The sequence below is a fragment of the Paenibacillus sp. XY044 genome (genome assembly GCF_002257645.1).
Lineage (GTDB): Bacteria > Bacillota > Bacilli > Paenibacillales > Paenibacillaceae > Paenibacillus_AQ.
This window is the reverse complement of sequence record NZ_NQMO01000002.1, coordinates 825,982-846,542: the sequence shown is the minus strand read 5'-3', so window position 1 is coordinate 846,542 and position 20,561 is coordinate 825,982. Positions and strand designations below refer to the sequence as shown.

Below are 20,561 nucleotides of genomic sequence, written 5' to 3'. Positions count from 1 at the left end.
TTTATGAATAATAGCATGAACTTACCGCCAATCAACGTTCGAATGACCGCGGCAATCTATTTTTCAATCATTAAATCCATCGTACGTCACAAACTCCGCCACCGGCTTCCGGTAGCCGCGCGGTCTCTGTCTGCCCGTATCCTCCTTGCCGATCGTAATCAGCATCGCCGGCACATACCGGTCGGGGATATTCAGCACCTTCCGCAGCGCTTCCGGATCAAAACCGATCATCGGGCAGGTGTCCCAGCCCCGGTCCTTGGCGATCAGCATGAACAGCATCGCGGACAAGCTGGCGTTCCGGATGGCCTCATCACGCTTGAAGGTATCCCCTCGGCTTTCATACATGTCTGTTACGCTGCTGACCGTCTCTTCAAATTCGCGCTGGTCGATGACGCCCAGACTAAGCAGTCCTTCATTGATCGGTCCCACATTGTGGTAGGCCTCAAGGTCGCCCAATACGGCGATGACTGCCGAGCTTGTTAACACTTTGTACTGCTTAAATGCCGCTTCATGTACCTGTTCCTTCTTCGTTGGATCGATGACGGGAACGTAATGCGCATGCTGAAGATTGAAGGCCGACGGAGCAAATTTGACGAGGTTGAACATGTCGCCCAGCTCCTGCTGGTTAATCGTTACGCTCGGGTCGAATTTATTGGCGGATCTTCTTGCTTTGACAAGGTCTGTAAAGGACGTCATGCGGTTCGCCTCCATATGTATAAATTTCCAACTGGCTATGTAGTTATCATATCATACTAACTGTAAAAAAGTAAGTTACAATTTCAAAAATGTTGATTCCCTGACATGTCACCCCTTCCAGTCGGTGAATCGATCGGCGTCGTCCCACAGATGACTGAACGTCTTCTCAAACTTGGCGGCTACGGCTGCATCCTTGATAATCAGCACGACGTCGTCATTTTCCTGGGCGGAGGACTCCAAATAATTCATCGATCCGGCCTCTACCCGGCTCTGATCCGCAATCAGCATCTTCAAATGCATTTTCCCTTCATGCGCATTCACCTTGATCGGAACGCCGGCTTCCCGGATCATCTTGAGCGCCTTCTTCTGTTTTCCTTTTTCTTCTGCATGCCCCTGGTCCGTGATGAGCCGCACTTGAACCCCGCGTTCCGCTGCATCGATGATAGCCGTTACGATCGGCTCGTAACTGATGCTGTATACCGCAATATCCAGCGAGGATTTCGCCTCCACAATGAGCTGTACGATCGCTTCCTCCGGATGCTCTCCTTCGCTCGTGAATAGGGCTTGAACGTCAGCTGTGGAGCCCTCCGTTACTCCGCCGTTATTCCCAGAGCCTCCCTGCTTGGGTTGTTCCTCTGACGCAGCGGAGCAGCCGGTAACGGCAGCACACAGCAGAATGACGGACACTGAGCTGTTGATGACTCTCATCGGATGACCTCCTTTAAATCATGGATATTACGGCGTACAGGTAGGATAACACTCTTTTCCATCGATTCAAAATTTGCTGAACAAGGGCTTTATCCACCTCACTTCATCACGGCTAGGACATCAAAGAAATCCATATCATTCGTCGTGCGTTATCCCTGCCGCGCAGCCAAAACACGGCTCACAATCCCCTCTGAACAGTGTTATGTATTGGGATTTCAGCGGCTGGCCGTATAATAACTGAAGCTTTTGAAGCTGTATTTTCCCTTTCGAAACGTATCGATCAAACCTGACATGGGTTGAAAAGTTCGTGAATGGATTCAATTCAAATCATTTATGACATTAAAACATCCTCAAAAATCGACAAAACCCGAACAATAGCCTTGCAAAAAACTCATTTTTTTTGTAATATAAACCTATGTGAACTCCTCATCACCAAAATAATCTACCGTTTGTAGGTGACCAATGGTTCATTTAGATACCAACGAATTCAAGCAGAAGCTGAGTCAGGTTTATAATGAAGTATCCAAGGAGTTATTCGGCTTTGGCACTTCTTTATTGAAGACAAGCATTCAGTCCGATGCGATTACCTTGTATGCCAGACACCGGCGATCTCCCCGCTCCACTGTGCTGGAGGGCGAAGTTCCGGCTTTGAAATACGAGGTCGATTTCTACATGTCGATGATTTACAAGAAGAAGCTGAAATCTCGGCTGGAAGAGGAACTGGGACTGAACATCGAGGTTCTCCTTCGGGATTACGATCCCGCCACACAGTGGGCAGTCACGAACATCATATTGTCACAGCCTGAATGACACGGCCCTTTTCTTTTGATTTATCTTAAGAACTGGCCGTACCGTAACAAGAACGGATGCCGCTATTCTTTGTTTACAATGAAAAGCGCTCTAGTTAGAGATTTTCTTCTACCTAGGGTGCTTTTCTTTTTTGTTTGATTTTTCTTGTGACACGCCAAATGTCTGTCAAAAAGGGGATATCTATAAAATACCGTCCGGCAGGGAAAAACATCCATATACAGCCAGAGAGTAAAATTCCCGGCCGGCGGAAGCCCAGCATACGGCCTGCAGCAGAAAAAGCAAATAAACCAATATACCATTACAGGAGTGAATTGATTGTGAAGAAGCCATGGATTAAGGGACTCATGAGTTGTACGCTGGCTGCGCTGGTACTTGCGGGATGCGGAAACGGAAGCAGCAGCGACAGCAGCTCCGGCGGCTCGTCCGGCGGCCAGAAGAAGCTGGTCATCTCCACTTGGGGATTTGCCGAGGATTTTTACAATAAAGAGGTCTATGCCCCATTTGAAAAAGAACATAACGTGAAAATCGTTCTGGAGACCGGCAACAACGCCGACCGCCTGAGCAAAATTTTGCAGGGCAGCTCCGACGTCGATGTCGTATATCTGTCGGATTACTACGCGCAGCAGGGCATTGAAGCCGGAGCCTTTGAAAAGATTGACCGCAGCCGGCTGAACAACTTGGATTCGCTCTATGATATTGCCAAAGCGCCGAACGGCGAAGATTACGGTCCGGCCTACACGATCGGCCAGCTGGGCATCGCTTACGACCAAAAGGCAGCCGGAACGACGGTATCCTCTTGGGCCGACTTGTGGAAGCCCGAGCTGAAAGGCAAAGTGACGATGCCGAGCATTACGTCCACCAGCGGTCCGATGATGGTCGACGCCGCTTCCACGGTGGCCGGAAGCACGGAGTTCAATGAAGACAAGGCGTTTGCCAAACTGGCCGAGCTCAATCCAAGCGTCGTAAAATACTACAGCCAGACGTCCGAGTTCATCAACATGTTCACGCAGGGCGAAGCCGCTGCAGGACCGATCATGCAAATGTATCTCGGCGACCTGAAGAAAGCTGACCCGAACGTGGAATTCGTAACGCCGTCGGAAGGCGCGTACGCGATCATCAATACGCTGAACGTCGTCAAAGGAAGCAAAAACAAGGAACTGGCCGAAGACTTCATCAACTGGCAGCTCAGCCAAGAAGTTCAGGAAAAAGCGGCCAAAGCCAAGGTCGACTCCCCTGCTAACCGTAATGTAAGCCTCAGCGCAGAGGAAGCCGCTGCCGTAACATACGGTTCCAGCGTCGTTGAGAAGCTGCAGAAGCTGGACATGGCGTTCGTCAACAAAAACCTGAAAAACTGGACGGACCGTTTCAACCGTGAAGTGACCAAGTAACACCAAATCATTTATGTAAATTGAAGCAGCCTTACGGGGTTATGATTCAGCAGGGGCTGCCCGCCCCTGCTTTTTATTCACCGCTGCCTGGATTCAAGGCGGCCCATCCTTCATCTTGAAAGGGGAATCCATGTGAAGAAAGCCATCCTGGATGTCGATACCGGCATCGATGACGCCCTCGGGATTATGCTGGCCGTCCGCAGCGGCGAGCTGGACGTTCTCGGGATCACGACGGTCAACGGCAACGTGTCTTTGGAGACCGCCACCCGTAATACGTGCAAAATACTGGAATACATTGAGGCGCCAGCATCCATCTCGGTCTATCCCGGGGCATCCCGGCCGCTCCTGCGAGACCGTCTGTTTGAGCACCGGGTGCATGGTGAAGACGGGCTAGGCGGCGCCCTCCGGGACATGCAGCCTAACGACCGGACCGACCGGAACACGTTCGGGCCCGATTTCATCGTCGAGCAGGCCAAGCGCTATCCCGGTGAAATCACGCTGATCGCTACCGGGCCTCTGACGAACGTGGCTCTGGCCCTCGCCAAGCACCCGGACCTTGTCCACGACATCAAGGAACTGGTCGTCATGGGCGGTGCGGTCCGTACGCACGGCAATATCACGCCGGTGGCGGAATACAACATCCATGTCGATCCGGAAGCGGCGCGCCTGGTCTTCCAGGCCGGATTTCCGTCCCTGACGCTGGTGGGACTCGACGTGACGCGCAAAGCGCTGCTGACCAGCGCGCACATCGACGCGCTCGGTTCCTCGGCGATTGCCGACTACGTGCGCCAAAGCACGTCGGATTACATGGAGCGCTACTTCGAGCGCAACGGGGTTCGAGCCTGCGCCATGCACGATCCTTTGGCGGTTGGCGCCGCCATTTGGCCCGAGCTGGTTCGGACGGAGCGTCTATACGTCGATGTGGAAACCCGGAGCGAGCTGTGCGACGGGCAGACGGTGTGCGATTTTCAAAACCGTTTGCAGCGCCAGCCGAACCTGAACGTATGCCTTGATGCCGATTCGGAGGCATTTTTGAACCGCTTTATCGCCGTGCTGCGCGGTGGATCCTACCAATAACAGGAGATTACATTCATGAAAAAGCGATACTTGTACCTGCTGCTCGCACCCGGGTTGCTGTTTCTGACCTTGTTCATGATCGTCCCGCTGATCCTCACGGTCGGCTCGACGCTGTTCAAGGACGGGAGCTTCACGTTCGGCACCTACTGGCAATTTTTCAAGGACTCGTATTTCCTTGATATTTTGGGAACGACCCTGCTCGTCAGCGTCGCGACCACCTTGCTGTGCATCCTGATCGGGTTCCCGGTCGCCTACTATTTGTCCATGATGCCTCCGCGCAAAAAGGGCATTTTGCTGGCGCTGGCGATTTTCCCGCTGCTCACGAGCTCGGTCGTCCGATCCTTCAGCTGGATGATCATCCTCGGGAAAAACGGTCTGGTCAACAACGTGCTGATCAAGCTGGGCATCATTCACGATCCGCTCAGCATTCTATATACGCCGACCGCCATGATTATCGGTCTGGTCCATCTGTTCCTCCCTTTGATTCTGATTACGCTGGTCGGAGTGCTGGAGTCCATCGACCATGATCTGGTCCGGGCGGCGCAGAGCCTTGGGGCGTCCAAGCTGACGGCCTTCCGCAAAATCGTCATTCCGCTCAGTATACCGGGGCTGATCGTCGGCAGCATTCTCGTGTTTGTAGGCAGCCTGACCGCTTACACCACACCTGCCCTGCTGGGCGGGAAAAAGCGCGTCGTCGCGACCTTCCTGTACCAGAACGCCATTACGCTGAATGACTGGCAGGCGGCTTCGGCCATTGCCACCATCATGATGATCATTACGTTCATCGTCATCGGGCTGATGAATAAAGCAGCGGCCAAATTCAATCCGAAGGGGTAGAACTATGAAGATCAAAAATCCGGGCCTCGCCCTCTTTTCCTTTATCGTTTACTTGTTCCTGCTCGGGCCGCTCCTGATCATCGCGGTAACGTCCTTCGAGCCGGGAACGGTGCTGAAATTTCCGCCGACCGGTTTTTCGCTGAAATGGTACCACAATATTTTTGACGTGGAGATGTTCATGTCGACCTTCAAAACGTCAATTATCGTCTCGCTGCTCGGCAACGTGATTGCGATTCTGCTCGGCGTTCCAGCCGCCTATGCGCTGAACCGGGTAACGTTCCGGGGCAAAGACACGCTGAATGCGGTGTTCCTGTCCCCCCTGCTCATACCGGGAATCGTGCTGGGCTTTACGCTGCTCAAGTATGTCGTCATCACGTTCCATTTTCCGATATATACGTCGCTCTTGATCGGCCATACGATCATTATGCTGCCGTTTATTATCCGGGTTATCGGCTCCAGCCTCGCGAACTTCGATTTCGCGGTCGAGGAAGCGGCGCTGAGCCTCGGATCCAGCCGGCTCGAAACTTTTTTCAAAGTCGTCCTGCCGAACATTAAATCCGGCATCATCGCTTCGGTGCTGCTCGCTTTCCTCGAATCGTTCAATAACGTGGATATCTCGCTGTTTATGACCGGTCCGGGGGTCAGCACGCTGCCGATCCAAATGCTGACCTACGTCGAAAACTATTTTGACCCGACGATCGCAGCTATTTCGGTCCTGCTCATGCTGATCACGGCCGTGTTCATGTTCGTCATCGAAAGGCTGCTCGGACTAACTTATTTCACCAAACAATAACGAAAGGCGTGAGACGATGGCATTACTACAACTTGAAAACGTATCGGTCGCCTATGACCAGCAGTATATTCTGAAAGACTTCAACCTTTCCATTGAGAAAGGCCACCTGATATCCCTGCTCGGTCCCAGCGGCTGCGGCAAAACGACCACCCTTCGGCTCATCGCCGGCTTCCTGGAAGCGACGGACGGAGCCTTCAAATTCAGCGGCAAGGACTATACCCGCGTGCCGATCAACAAGCGGAATTTCGGCTTCGTCTTCCAGAGCTACGCGTTGTTCCCGCACCTGTCCGTGTTTGACAACGTCGCCTTCGGACTGCGCCAGCGCAAGGTCAAGGAGGACGAGATCAAGAAGCGGGTCATGAACATGCTGGAGATCGTCAATCTCGGGGGCTTTGAAAAAAGATTCCCTCAGGCGCTCTCCGGCGGCCAGAAGCAGCGCGTCGCAATCGCGCGGGCCCTGGTCATCGAGCCGGACCTGCTGCTGTTCGACGAGCCGCTCTCCAACCTGGACGCCAACCTCAGAGTCAACATGCGCGTGGAAATCCGCCGCATTCAGCAGGAGCTCGGCATTACGACCGTGTACGTGTCCCACGACCAGGAGGAATGCTTCTCCATTTCGGACCAGGTTGCCGTCATGAACAAAGGGATTATCGAGCAGCTGGATCAGCCGTCGGTCATTTTCCAATATCCGAAATCCGAATTCGTCGCCCGCTTCATCGGCTTCAACAACTTTATCACCTTTGACGAGCGGGACAGCGAAGGCTCCTTCTTCACCTTGCGCAAGGGGGATTACCACTTCCATGCCGCCAAGGCCGAAGGCATGCCCGTCACCATGAAGGGCGCCATCCGTCCCGACGACCTCATTGCCGGTACGCTGCAGGAGATCAATCCCGGCGACAACGTATTGACCGGCAAAGTCAAAATCAGCACGTATCTTGGACGCAGCTACCAATACGTCGTCGATACGCCGCTGGGCGAATTTACCGTCAACCAGGAAATGCAGCAGCCCTATGCGAACGGGCAAGAAATCCGTCTGTTGTTTCCATCGGAGAAGCTCGTTCTTGTCGAATAACCATAGGGGGAACAACGTATGCAAGCAGATTTGCTTTTTCTTCAAGCCAAGGTATACAACAGTTACTTTAAGCAGTGGTCCACGAACAACGTCGCCGTTAAGGACGGCAAGTTTTTCTATATCGGCCTGAGGGGCGAGGATACGTTCCAGGCCAAGCAGGTCATTAACGCAGAAGGACTCTATATGGTTCCCGGCTTCATCGATATCCATCTGCACATCGAGAGCACCATGGTGACGCCCGAATCCTTCTCCACGGGTCTCCTGCGTAACGGCGTCACCACGATCGTGCCCGAACCGCATGAGATGGCCAACGTGTTCGGCCTCGACGGCGTTCTCGAGATGATCAAGGCGAGCCGGAATTGTCCGGTGGACATGTTCTACGCTATTCCGAGCTCGGTCCCATCCACCTCGATGGAAACGACGGGCGGATCCATCGAAATCGAGGACATGGATGCCCTTCTGGCCACGGGCGATGTCATCTGCCTCGGCGAGATCATGAACTACGTCGACATCATTTCCGATCCGGACTGCAAAACGAACCGCATCCTGGAGCATATCCGCTCGCATTATCCTGAGCTCGTCATCGAAGGCCACGTGCCAAAGCTGCTGGATCTGGACCTGCAGCGCGTCATATACGCCGGCGTCAACTCGGACCATACGCATCAGACGCTGCAAGGTCTGGAGGAGCGGATCGCTGCCGGCATGTTCATTGAAATCCAGGAGAAATCGATGACGCCGGAAGTGATGGACTACCTGATCCGCCACGACGTGTCCGAGCATTTCTGCTTCGTGACCGACGACGTCATGGCGGACTCGTTCCGCGCCCGCGGCCACCTGAACCAGATCGTCCGCAAGGCCATCGGCATGGGGATGTCTCCGGAGCGGGCGATCTACGCCGCGACCTTCTCCCCGTCCCGCCGCATGCGGATGTACGATCGGGGCTCCATCGCCCCGGGCAAAATCGCCGACTTCCAGATGATCTCGGATTTGTCTGAGCTGAAGCTGGAATCGGTGTACAAGAACGGCGCGGAAGTGTATTCCGCTGCCAAAGCCTATGAGCCGCAGACAAGCGGTTACCGGTTTCCGGAGCACTTCTACCACAGCGTTCAGCTGGACGAGCTGACGGCCGCTGATTTTGAAGCGGCTGCCGGCGTCGAGGACGGCATCTACCGGTGCCGCGTCATGACCATCCAGGACGGCTCGACCTTCACCAAGGAGGGCCAGGTGGACGTGACGGCCGCGGACGGCCGGCTGCTGTGGGAAGACAGCGGCTGCGGCATGATCGCCACGTTCGAACGCTACGGCAAAGGACGCCGCAAAGCGTTCGGCTTTATCGCAGGGGATACGATCCAGCGCGGCGCCGTGGCGACGACCTACTCCCACGACAACCACAACCTGCTGGTGATCGGCCACAACGTAGCGGACATGATCCTCGCCGCCAACACCGTCATCCGACAGCAGGGCGGCTTCTGCGTCGCCCTGGGCGGCGAGATCAAGGCCAACATGCATCTGCCGGTCGGCGGCATCCTGACCGAAGACCCGCTCGATCTGGCTGCCGAGTCGGTCCAGCAGGTGCGCGAGGCGATGGAAGAGCTCGGGTACAAGCACTATAACCCGATCATGTCGATCGCTACGCATTCGCTGCCGGTAAGCCCGTACCTCAAAATCACCGATCACGGGCTGATCGACGTCAACGCCGGTAAAGTCGTGTCGCTGATTATTGAGCAGGTATAACCTGCCGATTTGGTTATGACACTTGCCACTGAGGGAATAACACTTACCGCTTGAGTATGACCTTGACGTTTAGATATGCAAAAGGCTGTCCCCGCCATTTTGGCGTGGGGACAGCCTTTTTTGTATCGAGAAAGCCGGTTAGTAAAAGCTTAGTTCAGGAAGCCGACGACTTGCAGCAGACGCTTGACCATCACCGCGGTCTGTGCCCGCGTGACAGGCGCTTGCGGCGAGAGGCTGCCGTCCGGATTACCCTGTATGATTCCGGCGCTGAGACACGCCTCTATTGCAGCGCGCGCGTAGCCGCTGACTCTTCCCGCATCCTTGAATGCGGCGCTTGCCGTCCGGCCCGCAGCCGGTGCTTGAAGCGGTGTACCGGCAAGTTCTGCGGCTTTGGCCATCATCACGGCCATCTGTTCCCGGGTGACCGCTTCAGATGGCTTGAAGTCCCCGCCAGGGAAGCCCGCGACGATTCCCGCCTTCGACGCGGCCTGAACCGCACCCGAGTACCAGGCTCCTGCCGGTACATCGCTAAAGCCAGCGGATGCCGGATCTTCCGGCAGCGCGAAAGCTTTGGAGAACAGCGCCGTCAGCTCGGCGCGTGACATCTCCCGGTCTGGAGAAAAGGCCTGAGCTGTAATTCCCTGCACGATCCGTTTGCCCGCAAGCAGCTCGATATCACTTTTCGCCCAGTGCCCGGGTAGGTCTGCAAAAGTCAGCGGCTTGGCATAGACTACTGCATAGGTGCCGGTCACCAGGCTGTGCACAAGCGCTTTTCCGTCCTTGAAGACAGCCGGTACAACTGAAATCGTTCCATCCGGATGGATGTTCACAACAAGCGGTTCGCTTCCGGAACGGTTTGCCTCATAAGGGAGGGTTAGTGCCGCATAGCCGTCCTGGTGGATTTCCTCCTGCTTTCCGCTTGCTTCAGCAAAAAGCTCGACCTTGAACGGAGACGTCACCGGCTCCAATTGGGCCGCTCCCAGCTTTGTCTGCCATTCGGACGTCAAGTTCGGCTCGATGCGGATATTAAACGTGACCGCACCGGTTTGCCCCCCGTTCAATCCTTTGGCAAGTCCTTCGAAATCAATAGCCTGCATCGGCAGACGATAACTCACGTTATCGGTATTAAACGCAATAACCATGTTCGGGTGCATCTTCACAGCGGACCGCAGCCCATCGAACGGCAGCTGAAGCAGCACTTCCTGCTCCCCATGACCTTTCAGGTCGAATTCGAGCTGCTGATTTACGGAATCCGATTGCGCATCGGATAATGCCTGTTGGAACTGGGCCGCATTGATGACGAGGGTGTTATCTCTAGCTGTCGGCGTTGTACTGGTGCCGGTTCCATTGGAGCCGGAGCTTCCGCCATTGGCGGAGTTCCCTCCACTACCGCTAGTGCCGCCACCGCTGCTGCCGTTTCCATTGCCACCGCCATCACTACCGCCGGATTCCTGGCGCTGGATCAGAATGGTATACGTTTTGCTCGTTAGGCCATCCTGGGCCGTCACAATCACGTCGACCTGGTTTATGCCAGGCTTAAGGCTGATGGTTTTCGGCGCACCTGCGGAATAAAGCCCTCCATTGATGATGATCGACGCTTTGCTATCGAGGGCGGTAGCCGTTAATTCAACCGATGCCACGCTATGGTCCACGACGGCGGTGTAATCCAGCTTGTCCCCGTCAAAAGCAGGCGACAAGGAAGCGCCTTTCAGCGCCAGTTCGCCAAGTGCGGCGACATCGATCAATTTCCCGCCGAGCAGATCGGACTTCATCAGTTCATAATCCGACGCCACCTGCCTGTAGTAATCCTCGCCGAGGTTCAGCAGCGTCGTTTCAAACGACGTCCAATTCCCGCCGTCATAGACCTGGCTGATGACGCTTGTTTCGAATGTATCGTCAGGGTATTCGGATGACCGGGCATGCGCGTAGGCATACGCCTTGGCGGTATAGCCGACATAGTCGGCGAGGTTTTCTTTCGTCTTGAACGTGCCTCCAGAAGCGTCCTCATAATCGCCTTTATAAGGAGAAATTTTGTGCACGAAGAAAAATTTATTGCTGCTGTTGAAATAGCCCAAGAAAGGCTCGGAATCGAGCGATAATTTGGCATAGGCCGTCTTCACCTTGGCACCATCCCCGCCTGGGTAGGCATCGTATGGATCAACCTGAGCCTCTTCGGCATTTTCGAACATATCCGGTTTAAAGGATTGCTTCACGTCCAGGAGAATATCATCGTCGTGGCTTGGCGTCGGCCCTTCAATCAGCACGTTATACCTCTGGCTGCCGATGCTTCCAAGTCCCTGGTAAATGCGGACCGCAACGTCCTTGATTTTGAAATAATCCGGGTTGTCTGCCAGCTTGGACTGCACGAAATCCGGCTCCAGCGTGTCGACGTACTTCTGCCAGTTCTGCTCCACTTCCGATCGCTCGGAATCGCTTGCTTTCCTGTATTTGTCGGGTTTGCCCGCAACGTTGAGCACACCGGTAGAATGCTTGCCGTCGGCCGTAGGTACAGTCCATTTGATCAGCAGATCGAGCTGGGTCTTTTTGGCCAGCTTGGTCATGATCGTTTTCGTGAAGCCGTCGCTCACATGGTCCATGTCCAATTTGGAGGCTGCCGTATTTTTGCTGTCATTGCCGATCAGCGATTGCAGCGTCTGCATGTACTCCTCCAGCATATCTGCCGCCATGCTCCGGATCTCGTCGTCCGACAGGGCGAGCTTTTCCGAATCGCGCGTGAGATACAGGCTCGAAGTCATACGGAGCAGGTCCAAGTAGAACGGGGCGATATAAGATCCGTCAAAATCGTTCAAGTCAAAAATGATGCTGCCGTTCTTGTCGTCATAAAAGCCCACATTGGCGATGTGCGCATCTCCGCCGATCCAGGTTTTCACGTTCTGGAGCTTCTTCCACCCTTCCGGAATCTGGATCACCTTGCCCAAATCCTCATACATCAAATAGGGGGCTCCGCGGTAAAAAGCTGCATCGGACGCCGCCATCCCGTCCGTTCCGTACTTATATGCCTTCGTTTCCGGATCGTTATAATACGCATTGCTTTCTTTAATCCGATTTGCTAGTTCTGCCCTGCGCTGTTCACCCGCCTGAACGGGTGTTTTGTACCGGTCCAGCACGATGCCAGTGAACGGATCGGAGTCAAGCGCCCCTACCGTCGTTACCGCTGAGGCTTTAAGAACAACCGTCAACTGCACGGGCTCGATCACCGGCTCCACAGCTGTCCCGCTAACCGTAAAGACGATCTGATTGGATGCAGTATCGCCTGCTGCCTGAACCTGAAGTCCTTCCGGCAGGCCGGTAACAGCGTAATCGGTGTCCTGAAGCGGGCCTTCTTGGACGGCCCCTGACCTGATGCGGATCGCAAACGATCCCGCGGCAGTCGAAGGCGCTGTCATGCTGAGCATATTCGAGACCACATCACCGGTAATTTGAAGCGTATGGTTCTCCAGCGTAATTCCGGTCACGGTTCGGGAATCGTCATAGGCTCCGCCCGTAACGGCCGTTTTGCGGATTACGATGTTCAGTTCCACGCTCGAGTTGACGTCCTCCTGAGCCGTACCGCCGATCGTAAACGTCACTTGATGAGACTGCGGATCGGCTTCCGCATGGGTGACGCTCAGGCCGGCAGGCAGTCCGCTCATCACATAGTCATCAGAATCCAACTCTCCAGACTTCAGCGTCCCTGTGATCACGTTTACCGCAAACTGCGCATCCGCTCGGCTGATATCCCGCTTGGAAGCCATCCTAACGATATGCTTGTCCGCATCGGCACGGGCTGAAAGTGCAGTTAAGTCGGCTGCGTTATGGGGCGCAAACGTCCCCAATGTCGCAATGTCGAAATCGGATTTGTTGTCATGGGTATTCCAGCCGTTCCCGTACAGCTCCGCGTCGCTTCCGTTGACGCTCGGTACGCCGGTGCCCAGAACGGGATCCTCCGCTTTACGTACGAGTGTCTTCTGGGCCGAAGGCGTCGATGCGGCACCTGACCCTTCGTAGCTCGGAGCTGCTCCATAGCCTACAAAATCCACCACCGAGGTTACCGCCGGGCTGGATGGATTCAGGACCGTCAGCTCTGCCGTGTCGGCCACCAGAGCAACCTTGCCGTCCTTATTGTCCATGTCGATGATTCCCGTGTCGTCCGGCACCGGCAGATCCGGGCCTTGAAGCTCGGCTTTTCCGGCTTCCTGGATCAAATAGTACCCCTTAGCGGGGATGGTTCCGTGAAGAGGGGTCACCTGCCAGGAAGGGCTGTCCGTCTTCGCGGAGCTTGCGGCATATTGCAAGGACCAGCCTTCCAGGTTCACATCGGTGTCCGCCGAATTATACAGCTCGACAAAATCATACTTGTAGAGCGCGTCTTCATTCTGACTGCCTCCGCCGAATATTTTGCTGATGACGACTGGCTTGTCCGCGCCGCCAATCGCCGCTTCCTTTGCTGCGGCTAATTCAGCCTGCTCCTGCCCGGTTGAAACATCAGCAGGTGCAGTGCCTTCAGCACCATCCGGGCTTTGCGACAAGCCACCGTCAGAAGGCTCTTGGCTGCTGTCTGTATCGACCTCAGGCGTAGTTGGCGCCTGGCTGTCGGCTGTATCGCCTGTTGTCGTGGTCGGCGTCTGGCTGCCATTTGGATCGACCGTCGGTGTGGTCGGCACCTCGCTGTCGGCTGCATCGCCCGTAGGCGTGGTCGGCGCCTGGCTGCTAGCCGTATCACCCGTTAGCCCATTGGTACTCGGCGCGTTCACCGAATTTGCGTTGGAGCCGATTTGCGCCGTGCCGGATTCTTCGGCATGGGCGACCCGGCCTCCTCCGCCCGCGCCGGATGCGGCCGGATAAACCATAAGTGCCGCCATGGCGGCCAGCATCACTTTTTTGATCCGAGAATGCTTGAGACTAAAGTATGACATACGAATCCTCCAATTATGTATTCCTTCCTATTGTATGTTCATAGTGTGAAGGGAACATTTTCGGAGTGTTAATTTTGTGGGGAAATAGAGGGGATCGTTCCTTCTTAGCACATGATGGATCGACGAGTGTGGTCGGTGGTAGCGAACGACGGTAGGGAACGTTGGTAGGAGATGATGGTAGGGAACAGTGGTAGTGATCTGTGGTAGTGATCAGCTGTAGTCCCTGGCTCCTACCCCAATGCCTCGTACAGCAGACTTGCCCGAATCATTCAATATTTTGGAGCAGGCTTGGTTCTGATTCTTGATGTTCTTGACGCAACCATGTGCATTACGCACATATTCACCTCAACCACAAGAAGTTCTGGCGACCAACTATGGTACTTGTCGTTAAGTTGCATCAATCCAGTAAATAAGTGCAAAAGTACATCCCCCCCGCGTCAGCCAAACTCCATCAACGCAAAAAAAATAACTGCACTTATGCAGTTATTTTTTCCACCCTGGCTCCAATTAGGCCAGAGCTTCCAGCATATTCGGTTTAATGCCTCAGTTTGCTTCCACTGCAGTCAACCGAACTAATCATCCGTTTCCTGGAATAAATCAGGCCAGCCTCGTTACCGTCGGCTCCCTCCCGCTGTTCCCGTACCTGCTCGAGGCCGCTCGGCCCCGGATCCTCTTCTTCCGGTCAGCAGCAGCATGACAAAAGATATCGCGACGATCGCCAATGTCCACACCCAGGCCATCGGCATGTTGCCCGCGTCGACCGCCACGTAAATGGCCGTCGGCACCGTCTGCGTCTTGCCAGGAATGTTCCCGGCAACCATAAGCGTGGCGCCGAACTCGCCAAGCGCCCGGGCAAACCCAAGCACAAGCGCGGTCAGCAGCGAGGAATAGGTGAGCGGCAGCGTAATGGAGCGGAACACCCGCCACTCGCCTGCCCCGTCGGAGCGGGCCGCCTTTTCCAAATCCGGATCAACGGCAGCAAATCCGTTCTTCATCGTCTGATAGACGAGCGGGAACGCCACGACGATGGTCGCCACGACAGCGGCCCACCATGAGAAAATAATCGGCGCATCCCACAGCCATTCGATCAGCTGCCCCACCCAACTGCGGCGGCCGAGCAGCATCAGGAGCAGAAACCCCACCACGGTCGGCGGCAGGACTAGCGGCAGCATGAAAAGCGTCTCCAGGACGATTTTTCCCGGGAAATGATGCCTTGCCATCCACCAGGCAGCTCCCGTACCCAGGACGATCACGATCAGGCTCGAGAGTAGGGCGACCTGCAGGGACAGCCTGACCGGATCCCAAAATGCCTGCCAGTCCATCATCCGTTAACCCTGCTGTGGTACGGAAAATCCGTATTTTTTAAATATGTCCATCGCCGCATCGGTTTGCAGGTACTCGTAAAAATCTACCGCTTCCTGGCTGTGCTTCGTCGCCTTAATGATCCCGATCGGGTAAACAACCGGCGTATAGGCAGCCTGGTCGACGGTAAACGCCACTTTGACCTGATCCGAAGTCAATGCATCCGTTTTATACACAAAACCCGCATCCGCATTTCCCGTTTCCACGTACTGCAGCACCTGCCGCACGTCCTTAGCCTGCACCAGCTTCGACTGGAGCGTGTCCCACAGCTTAGCGTTCGTCAGTGCCTCTTTGGCGTAGTTCCCTGCCGGAACGCTTTCCGGGATGCCGATGGCGATTTTTTTCAAACTATCGCCTTTCAGGTCCTCCATGCCCGAGACTTGGGCTGGTTCTTTGGCGTTCACCACAGCCACGAGCTCATTGGCGAGAAGGTCTTTCTCATGCGCAGAATCGATGAGCTGCTTGTCCTCAAGCGCCTTCATGTTCTTCACGGCAGCCGACAGGAATAAATCTGCGGGTGCACCCTGCTCGATCTGCTGCTGCAGCGCCCCCGAAGCGCCAAAGTTAAAGTTCAATTTGACGTTGGCATGCTCCACCTCGTACGCCTTTTGAATCTCCTGCAGCGCATCCGTCATGCTGGCCGCAGCAGAAACCGTCAGTTCTACTTGCTGCGCCGTCTCGTCCTTGGAAGTTTCCGCAACTTGTCCCGAATCGGCTGATTTTGTGTCTGTACTCGATCCGGAGTTCGATCCGCAGCCTGCCAGCATCAGAACGAGAGCGGCGAGGATCAGCCAAATACTTGGTTTCATACCCTTTTTGATCATCTCTAGTCTCCATTCTCCAATCGTTATATTTAGTTATAATTAGTTATAATTGATTATATCGAGTAGGTCTCAAGGTTGTAAATACGGTTTACAGAATTTTCACAGAATGGTGTGATACAATAGAAGACAATATGTTCACGGTGTTCTGCCTAAGCCATAAGGAGAGTTACAACTTACAAGGAGGAAGCTCATGTCCAGCGACATTTCTTATACGACGGAGGAAATTGCCAAGCTGCTGAAAATTTCCAAGCTCACCGTCTACGACCTCATCAAAAAAGGCGAGCTGCCTTCGTACCGCGTAGGAAAGCAAATGCGCATCGATGCTGCGGATTTGGAAGCCTACAAACAGAGGGCTAAGGGACTGCAAGCGGCCGAACACCGCCCGGCTCCAGCAGAGCCTGTGTCCTTTCAACCGGCACCTATTGGAAGCGGCGGAACCCGTTCGGTGGTCATTACAGGGCAGGACATCAGTCTTGACATTCTCGTTAAGCACATGGAAAAGCATACGCTAGGCGTCCGTCCGCTCCGCGCTTATGTCGGAAGTCTGGACAGCCTGATTTCGATGTACCGCGGGGAGTCCGACATCGTGAGCACCCATCTGCTGGACGGCGATTCGGGCGAATACAATTTGCCGTACATTAAGCGGATTCTAGTCGGCTTTCCGTATATGGTCGTCAACTTGCTCTCGAGAAAGGCGGGACTCTATGTGCAAAAGGGGAACCCACTTGGGCTAAAAGATTGGGCCGATCTTTCCCGTCCGGGACTGCGGCTGGTCAACCGCGAAAAAGGGTCGGGGGCCCGCGTACTGTTGGATGAACAGCTGCGGCTGCACGGAATCCGGCCGGATCAGCTGCAGGGCTACGGCCAGGAGCAGACCAACCATATCGCGGTCGCCGGCACGGTAGCCGCCGGGGAGGCCGATGTCGGGGTTGGCATCGAAAAAGCGGCGGCGATCGTGGGCGGCGTGGATTTTATCCCGCTGATCGAGGAACGCTACGACCTGGTCGTACTCAAGTCCACGGCTAATCTGCCTTGGATCGAGTCGCTGATGGGCATTTTGCGTTCGGAAGAGTTTCGCCGGGAGCTTCAGAGCATCGCCGGTTATGACCTGTCACGTACCGGGGAGATTCTGCTCGAGACGTAGGCGTTATTGATCGTGTTCCCGCTTCACGCCGTAGCCGTAAGCCCCTGCTTGGACGATTTCACGGCAAGCTAAAAGTCCAGGATACTTTGCCGGAACATCAGGTAGACGACATTCGCTTCAGTGCGAGGATATTCCCGTCAGAGTTCATGTAATAGCACTGCTCCAATCTCGCTAAAATAAAAAAGGCAGCCGGAATCATTCCGGCTGCCTTTTATGCTGTTTCGGGCCTACGAGCAGATCTTACCGGGCGGTCCCGGAGCTTTCTTCTCCAGCTCCCGATACGTCCGCGATCGCCCGGCGGGCGAGCATCGATGTGACCGTATCGTCCATCGGCGGGTTGTGCAGACCTGCGCGTACGTCGCGGTACATCCGCTCCAGCGGAAGCTGGCGCGACAGGCTGGACCCGCCCACGATCCGCATCGCCAGATCGACGATGCGCAGGGCCGCATGGGTCGCCGTCGTTTTCACGAGACCGAGCTCCGGTCTCATGCTCGGACGCAGCTCCGGATGACGGTCCCAGCGGTCTGCTACGCTGTACATGAGGGTGCGGGCCGTGATCAGCTCCGACTCCATTTCCCCGATCTTCTGCTGGATATGGGGCAGGTCGGCAATCGGCCCCGGCAAACTGTTTGGCCGGTAATTGGCGGCGTAACGCACCGCAAAATCCCGGGCAGCCCAGGCAATGCCGATATAGCAGGCCGGAATATGCAGCAGCGCACCGCCGTGATCAGACATCTTACCTGCCGGCTGTCCTCCCAAAGGATCCTCACTATCAATCCTTTCCACGTCCGGCACGAACACCTCTTCCAGCACCAGGTCGTGGCTGCCGGTCGCCCGCATGCCCATCGTATTCCACGTTTCGTCAATGCTGACGCCCGGACCCTTCCGCACCAAAAACGTTCCGACCTTGTCTTCTTCCTCTACAAACGCAGTGACCGTGAACTGATCCAGCACCGGGATGAGCGAGCTGAAGGTTTTGCGGCCGGTCAGCAGCCAGCCTCCTTCCGTACGCTCCGCCTTCGTTCCCGGACGACCGCCCCGGCTTGGACTGCCGGTCGACGGTTCGCTGGCAAACTGGTTGATCATCGCCCCTTCCCGGACGATTTGTTTGCAGAAGTCGGCATACAGCTCGCGCGGCCACGACTGGTTGATCCGCATCTGCAGCACCTGGCTCACATGCCAGCCGACCGCCAGCGTCGTCGAGCCGTCCCCTTTTCCCAACCGTTCCTGGGCAAGAATCATTTCGTACAGTGACGCTTCCTCACCGCCAAACTCCGACGGCACCGTCAGCTTTAAATAACCCGACTTCTTCAGGTCATCAAAATTTTCAAACGGGAATGATCCCTCCCGGTCATGCTCGGCGGCCCTCTCTGCAAATACCGCCGCAAGCCGATCGGACCTGGACGCAATCTCGGCCTCCCGACTATTTCGTATAAACGGATCCGTTTGCATGGAATTCATGCTGCACTCTCCCCTCGCCTGTATCTTTTCTCCTAACGAAATCAGAAAGCATCAGCGATGACGCCTTATTCTGACTTCCCAAGAAAACCAACCCGTTAAACGCGGTCTGTCTTCTGTCAGTATATTTCGAAAGATGTTTTCTTCATTGTATAATGCGAGGGCTGTGTTGTCCAAAACTGAACCTGTTTCTTTCTATAAAGTATGGAATGAAAAGCTTTCGTGCCCCTAGGGTAGATGAAAGGCGACCGGTGATTTATTTTGCGATCATTTGTTTAACCTCGAGCGGGATACAGTTTGGGACAGGCATACGTACTCCCCTTTACAAAGCCAAATCAAGATGGTATTTTATAAACACGACGTTAACGTCATGTTTGGAGGGTAAGCGATGAAGGAACGCATGCGCATAGGTGATTTATCTGAACGAGCGGGGGTTACGCAGCGTACGGTTCGATATTACGAAAAAATGGGGTTGATCCCCCCAGGCGAGCGTGAAGGCAGCGGTCAGCATTACTACACAGAAGAGACCGTCGCCCGTCTCCGCAAAATCGACCAGCTAAAGAAGCTCGGACTCAGCCTGGAGGAAATACGAGACGTGATCGACCTCTATTTCATGGACCCCAGCGGTGTTCAACCTAAACAGAAAGTGCTCACTATCTTGAAACAGCATCTCGCAGAGACTGATCAGAAGATCGAGGGGTTACAACAATTCCGGGCCGATTTGCTGAACAATATCGACCGTTTCGAGCGCTGGCTCAATGAAGTAGAGCGGCAGTAATTTTTTTTGCACAAAACATGACGTTAACGTCACGTTTGGAAATACATGTTTTGAAGGAGGATAAAAAGCATGAAAGAGACGATCGGATTCATCGGGCTTGGCAGCTTAGGGCTGCCCGTGGCTACTAATCTCCTCAACGCAGGATATCCGTTAGTGGTGCATAACAGGACCGTGAGCAAAGCCGAACCCTTGATAGCTCAAGGCGCACGGCTGGCATCCAGACCGGATGAGGCCGTAACCCCTGGCGGAATTGTCGTCACCCTTTTGTGGGATGATGCGTCCGTGGAAAGCATCGCCATGAGCGATGGCTTTTTAGAGAAGCTTGGGAAAGGAGGGATTCATATCTCAATGAGTACGGTATCGCCGGATACATCAAGAAAGCTGGCAGCTCTTCACGCCGAACATGGCAGTATTCTGGTTGAGGCTCCCATCTTTGGAGTTCCGGAGGCCGCGGCAGCGCGGCAGCTCTCCATCCCCGTGGCTGGACCAGAGAAAGCGAAAGAACGCGTCCGCCCGGTTCTGGAGGCCATGGGAGGAGCGAATATTTTCGACTTTGGCGAAGAAGCCGGCGCGGCGAATCAAGTTAAGCTGGTGGGGAACTTCATGATTACTTCAGCCGTGTACACCATACGGGAAGCTCTCACCATGGTCGAGAAAAGTGGTGGCGATCCCAAAGCCGTCATGGATATGCTGACCCAAACGCTGTTTAACGCTCCAATCTATAAGAGATACGGTCAGATGGCTGCCGACAATTTGGATCACCTTTTCACCCAAAGCCATATCCCTTTAAAGGACGTGGGCATCTTTAAACAAGCTTCACAACGTGCAGAGTCACCCGCGCCTCTGTCAAGTCTGCTGTATGACCTGTTAAGGAGCGAGCAAAAACAAGGATAACCTCGGATCCAATGTACGTTCAGGTGGAAAAGGAATATGCATGTGCCCCGTTCGAAAGGCAGGATAAAGA

General features: G+C 54.8%; 16 protein-coding genes. 10 read left to right on the top strand and 6 right to left on the bottom strand.

Going from position 1 to position 20,561, the window contains the following annotated elements:
* Positions 1-63: 63 nt before the first annotated feature.
* A complete protein-coding gene (locus CJP46_RS12310) occupies positions 64-696 on the bottom strand; it encodes a nitroreductase family protein (RefSeq protein ID WP_094595869.1) in 633 nt (210 codons plus the stop codon).
* Positions 697-804: 108 nt separating this feature from the next.
* Positions 805-1,404 carry a phospholipase D-like domain-containing protein gene (locus CJP46_RS12305; protein ID WP_094595868.1) on the bottom strand — a complete coding sequence of 200 codons (600 nt, stop codon included), beginning with the start codon at positions 1,402-1,404 and terminating at the stop codon, positions 805-807.
* Between the two features lie 462 nt (positions 1,405-1,866).
* On the opposite strand from CJP46_RS12305, the gene CJP46_RS12300 reads away from it, so the two are divergent.
* From CJP46_RS12300 to CJP46_RS12270, 7 genes are all read left to right on the top strand, one after another.
* Positions 1,867-2,214: a Na-translocating system protein MpsC family protein gene (locus CJP46_RS12300; protein WP_094595867.1), complete on the top strand. Its 348-nt coding sequence runs from the start codon at positions 1,867-1,869 to the stop codon at positions 2,212-2,214.
* Between the two features lie 344 nt (positions 2,215-2,558).
* Positions 2,559-3,602, top strand: a complete 1,044-nt coding sequence (locus CJP46_RS12295) for an ABC transporter substrate-binding protein (RefSeq protein ID WP_094596156.1) — start codon at positions 2,559-2,561, stop codon at positions 3,600-3,602.
* A gap of 132 nt (positions 3,603-3,734) precedes the next feature.
* Positions 3,735-4,679 carry a nucleoside hydrolase gene (locus CJP46_RS12290; RefSeq protein WP_094595866.1) on the top strand — a complete coding sequence of 315 codons (945 nt, stop codon included), beginning with the start codon at positions 3,735-3,737 and terminating at the stop codon, positions 4,677-4,679.
* A gap of 15 nt (positions 4,680-4,694) precedes the next feature.
* Positions 4,695-5,516 carry an ABC transporter permease gene (locus CJP46_RS12285; protein ID WP_094595865.1) on the top strand — a complete coding sequence of 274 codons (822 nt, stop codon included), beginning with the start codon at positions 4,695-4,697 and terminating at the stop codon, positions 5,514-5,516.
* A 4-nt stretch (positions 5,517-5,520) separates the two neighbouring features.
* Positions 5,521-6,309 (top strand): ABC transporter permease, encoded by a 789-nt coding sequence (locus tag CJP46_RS12280; protein WP_094595864.1) that lies wholly within the window; start codon positions 5,521-5,523, stop codon positions 6,307-6,309.
* Positions 6,310-6,325: 16 nt separating this feature from the next.
* On the top strand, positions 6,326-7,381 hold the full coding sequence (locus tag CJP46_RS12275; RefSeq protein ID WP_094595863.1) for an ABC transporter ATP-binding protein: 1,056 nt from the start codon (positions 6,326-6,328) through the stop codon (positions 7,379-7,381).
* A gap of 18 nt (positions 7,382-7,399) precedes the next feature.
* Positions 7,400-9,115, top strand: a complete 1,716-nt coding sequence (locus CJP46_RS12270; protein ID WP_094595862.1) for an adenine deaminase C-terminal domain-containing protein — start codon at positions 7,400-7,402, stop codon at positions 9,113-9,115.
* A gap of 149 nt (positions 9,116-9,264) precedes the next feature.
* On the opposite strand, the gene CJP46_RS12265 is transcribed toward CJP46_RS12270, so the two are convergent.
* From CJP46_RS12265 to modA, 3 genes are all read right to left on the bottom strand, one after another.
* Positions 9,265-14,031, bottom strand: coding sequence for a DUF2252 family protein (locus CJP46_RS12265; RefSeq protein ID WP_094595861.1), 4,767 nt, complete (start codon positions 14,029-14,031; stop codon positions 9,265-9,267).
* Positions 14,032-14,642: 611 nt separating this feature from the next.
* Complete coding sequence (modB, locus tag CJP46_RS12260; protein WP_094595860.1) at positions 14,643-15,356, bottom strand: molybdate ABC transporter permease subunit; 714 nt, start codon at positions 15,354-15,356, stop codon at positions 14,643-14,645.
* 3 nt (positions 15,357-15,359) lie between these two features.
* Entirely contained in the window at positions 15,360-16,217 is an 858-nt protein-coding gene (modA, locus tag CJP46_RS12255) for a molybdate ABC transporter substrate-binding protein (protein ID WP_094595859.1), read from the bottom strand.
* Positions 16,218-16,407: 190 nt separating this feature from the next.
* Here modA and CJP46_RS12250 point away from each other — a divergent pair, with 190 nt between their 5' ends.
* On the top strand, positions 16,408-17,361 hold the full coding sequence (locus CJP46_RS12250; RefSeq protein WP_094595858.1) for a helix-turn-helix transcriptional regulator: 954 nt from the start codon (positions 16,408-16,410) through the stop codon (positions 17,359-17,361).
* Between the two features lie 240 nt (positions 17,362-17,601).
* Here the strand turns inward: CJP46_RS12250 and CJP46_RS12245 are convergent, their stop codons facing one another.
* Positions 17,602-18,822 (bottom strand): acyl-CoA dehydrogenase family protein, encoded by a 1,221-nt coding sequence (locus CJP46_RS12245; RefSeq protein ID WP_094595857.1) that lies wholly within the window; start codon positions 18,820-18,822, stop codon positions 17,602-17,604.
* A 385-nt stretch (positions 18,823-19,207) separates the two neighbouring features.
* Here CJP46_RS12245 and CJP46_RS12240 point away from each other — a divergent pair, with 385 nt between their 5' ends.
* Complete coding sequence (locus CJP46_RS12240) at positions 19,208-19,597, top strand: MerR family transcriptional regulator (RefSeq protein ID WP_094595856.1); 390 nt, start codon at positions 19,208-19,210, stop codon at positions 19,595-19,597.
* A 69-nt stretch (positions 19,598-19,666) separates the two neighbouring features.
* Positions 19,667-20,491: an NAD(P)-dependent oxidoreductase gene (locus CJP46_RS12235; RefSeq protein ID WP_094595855.1), complete on the top strand. Its 825-nt coding sequence runs from the start codon at positions 19,667-19,669 to the stop codon at positions 20,489-20,491.
* Positions 20,492-20,561: the final 70 nt, after the last annotated feature.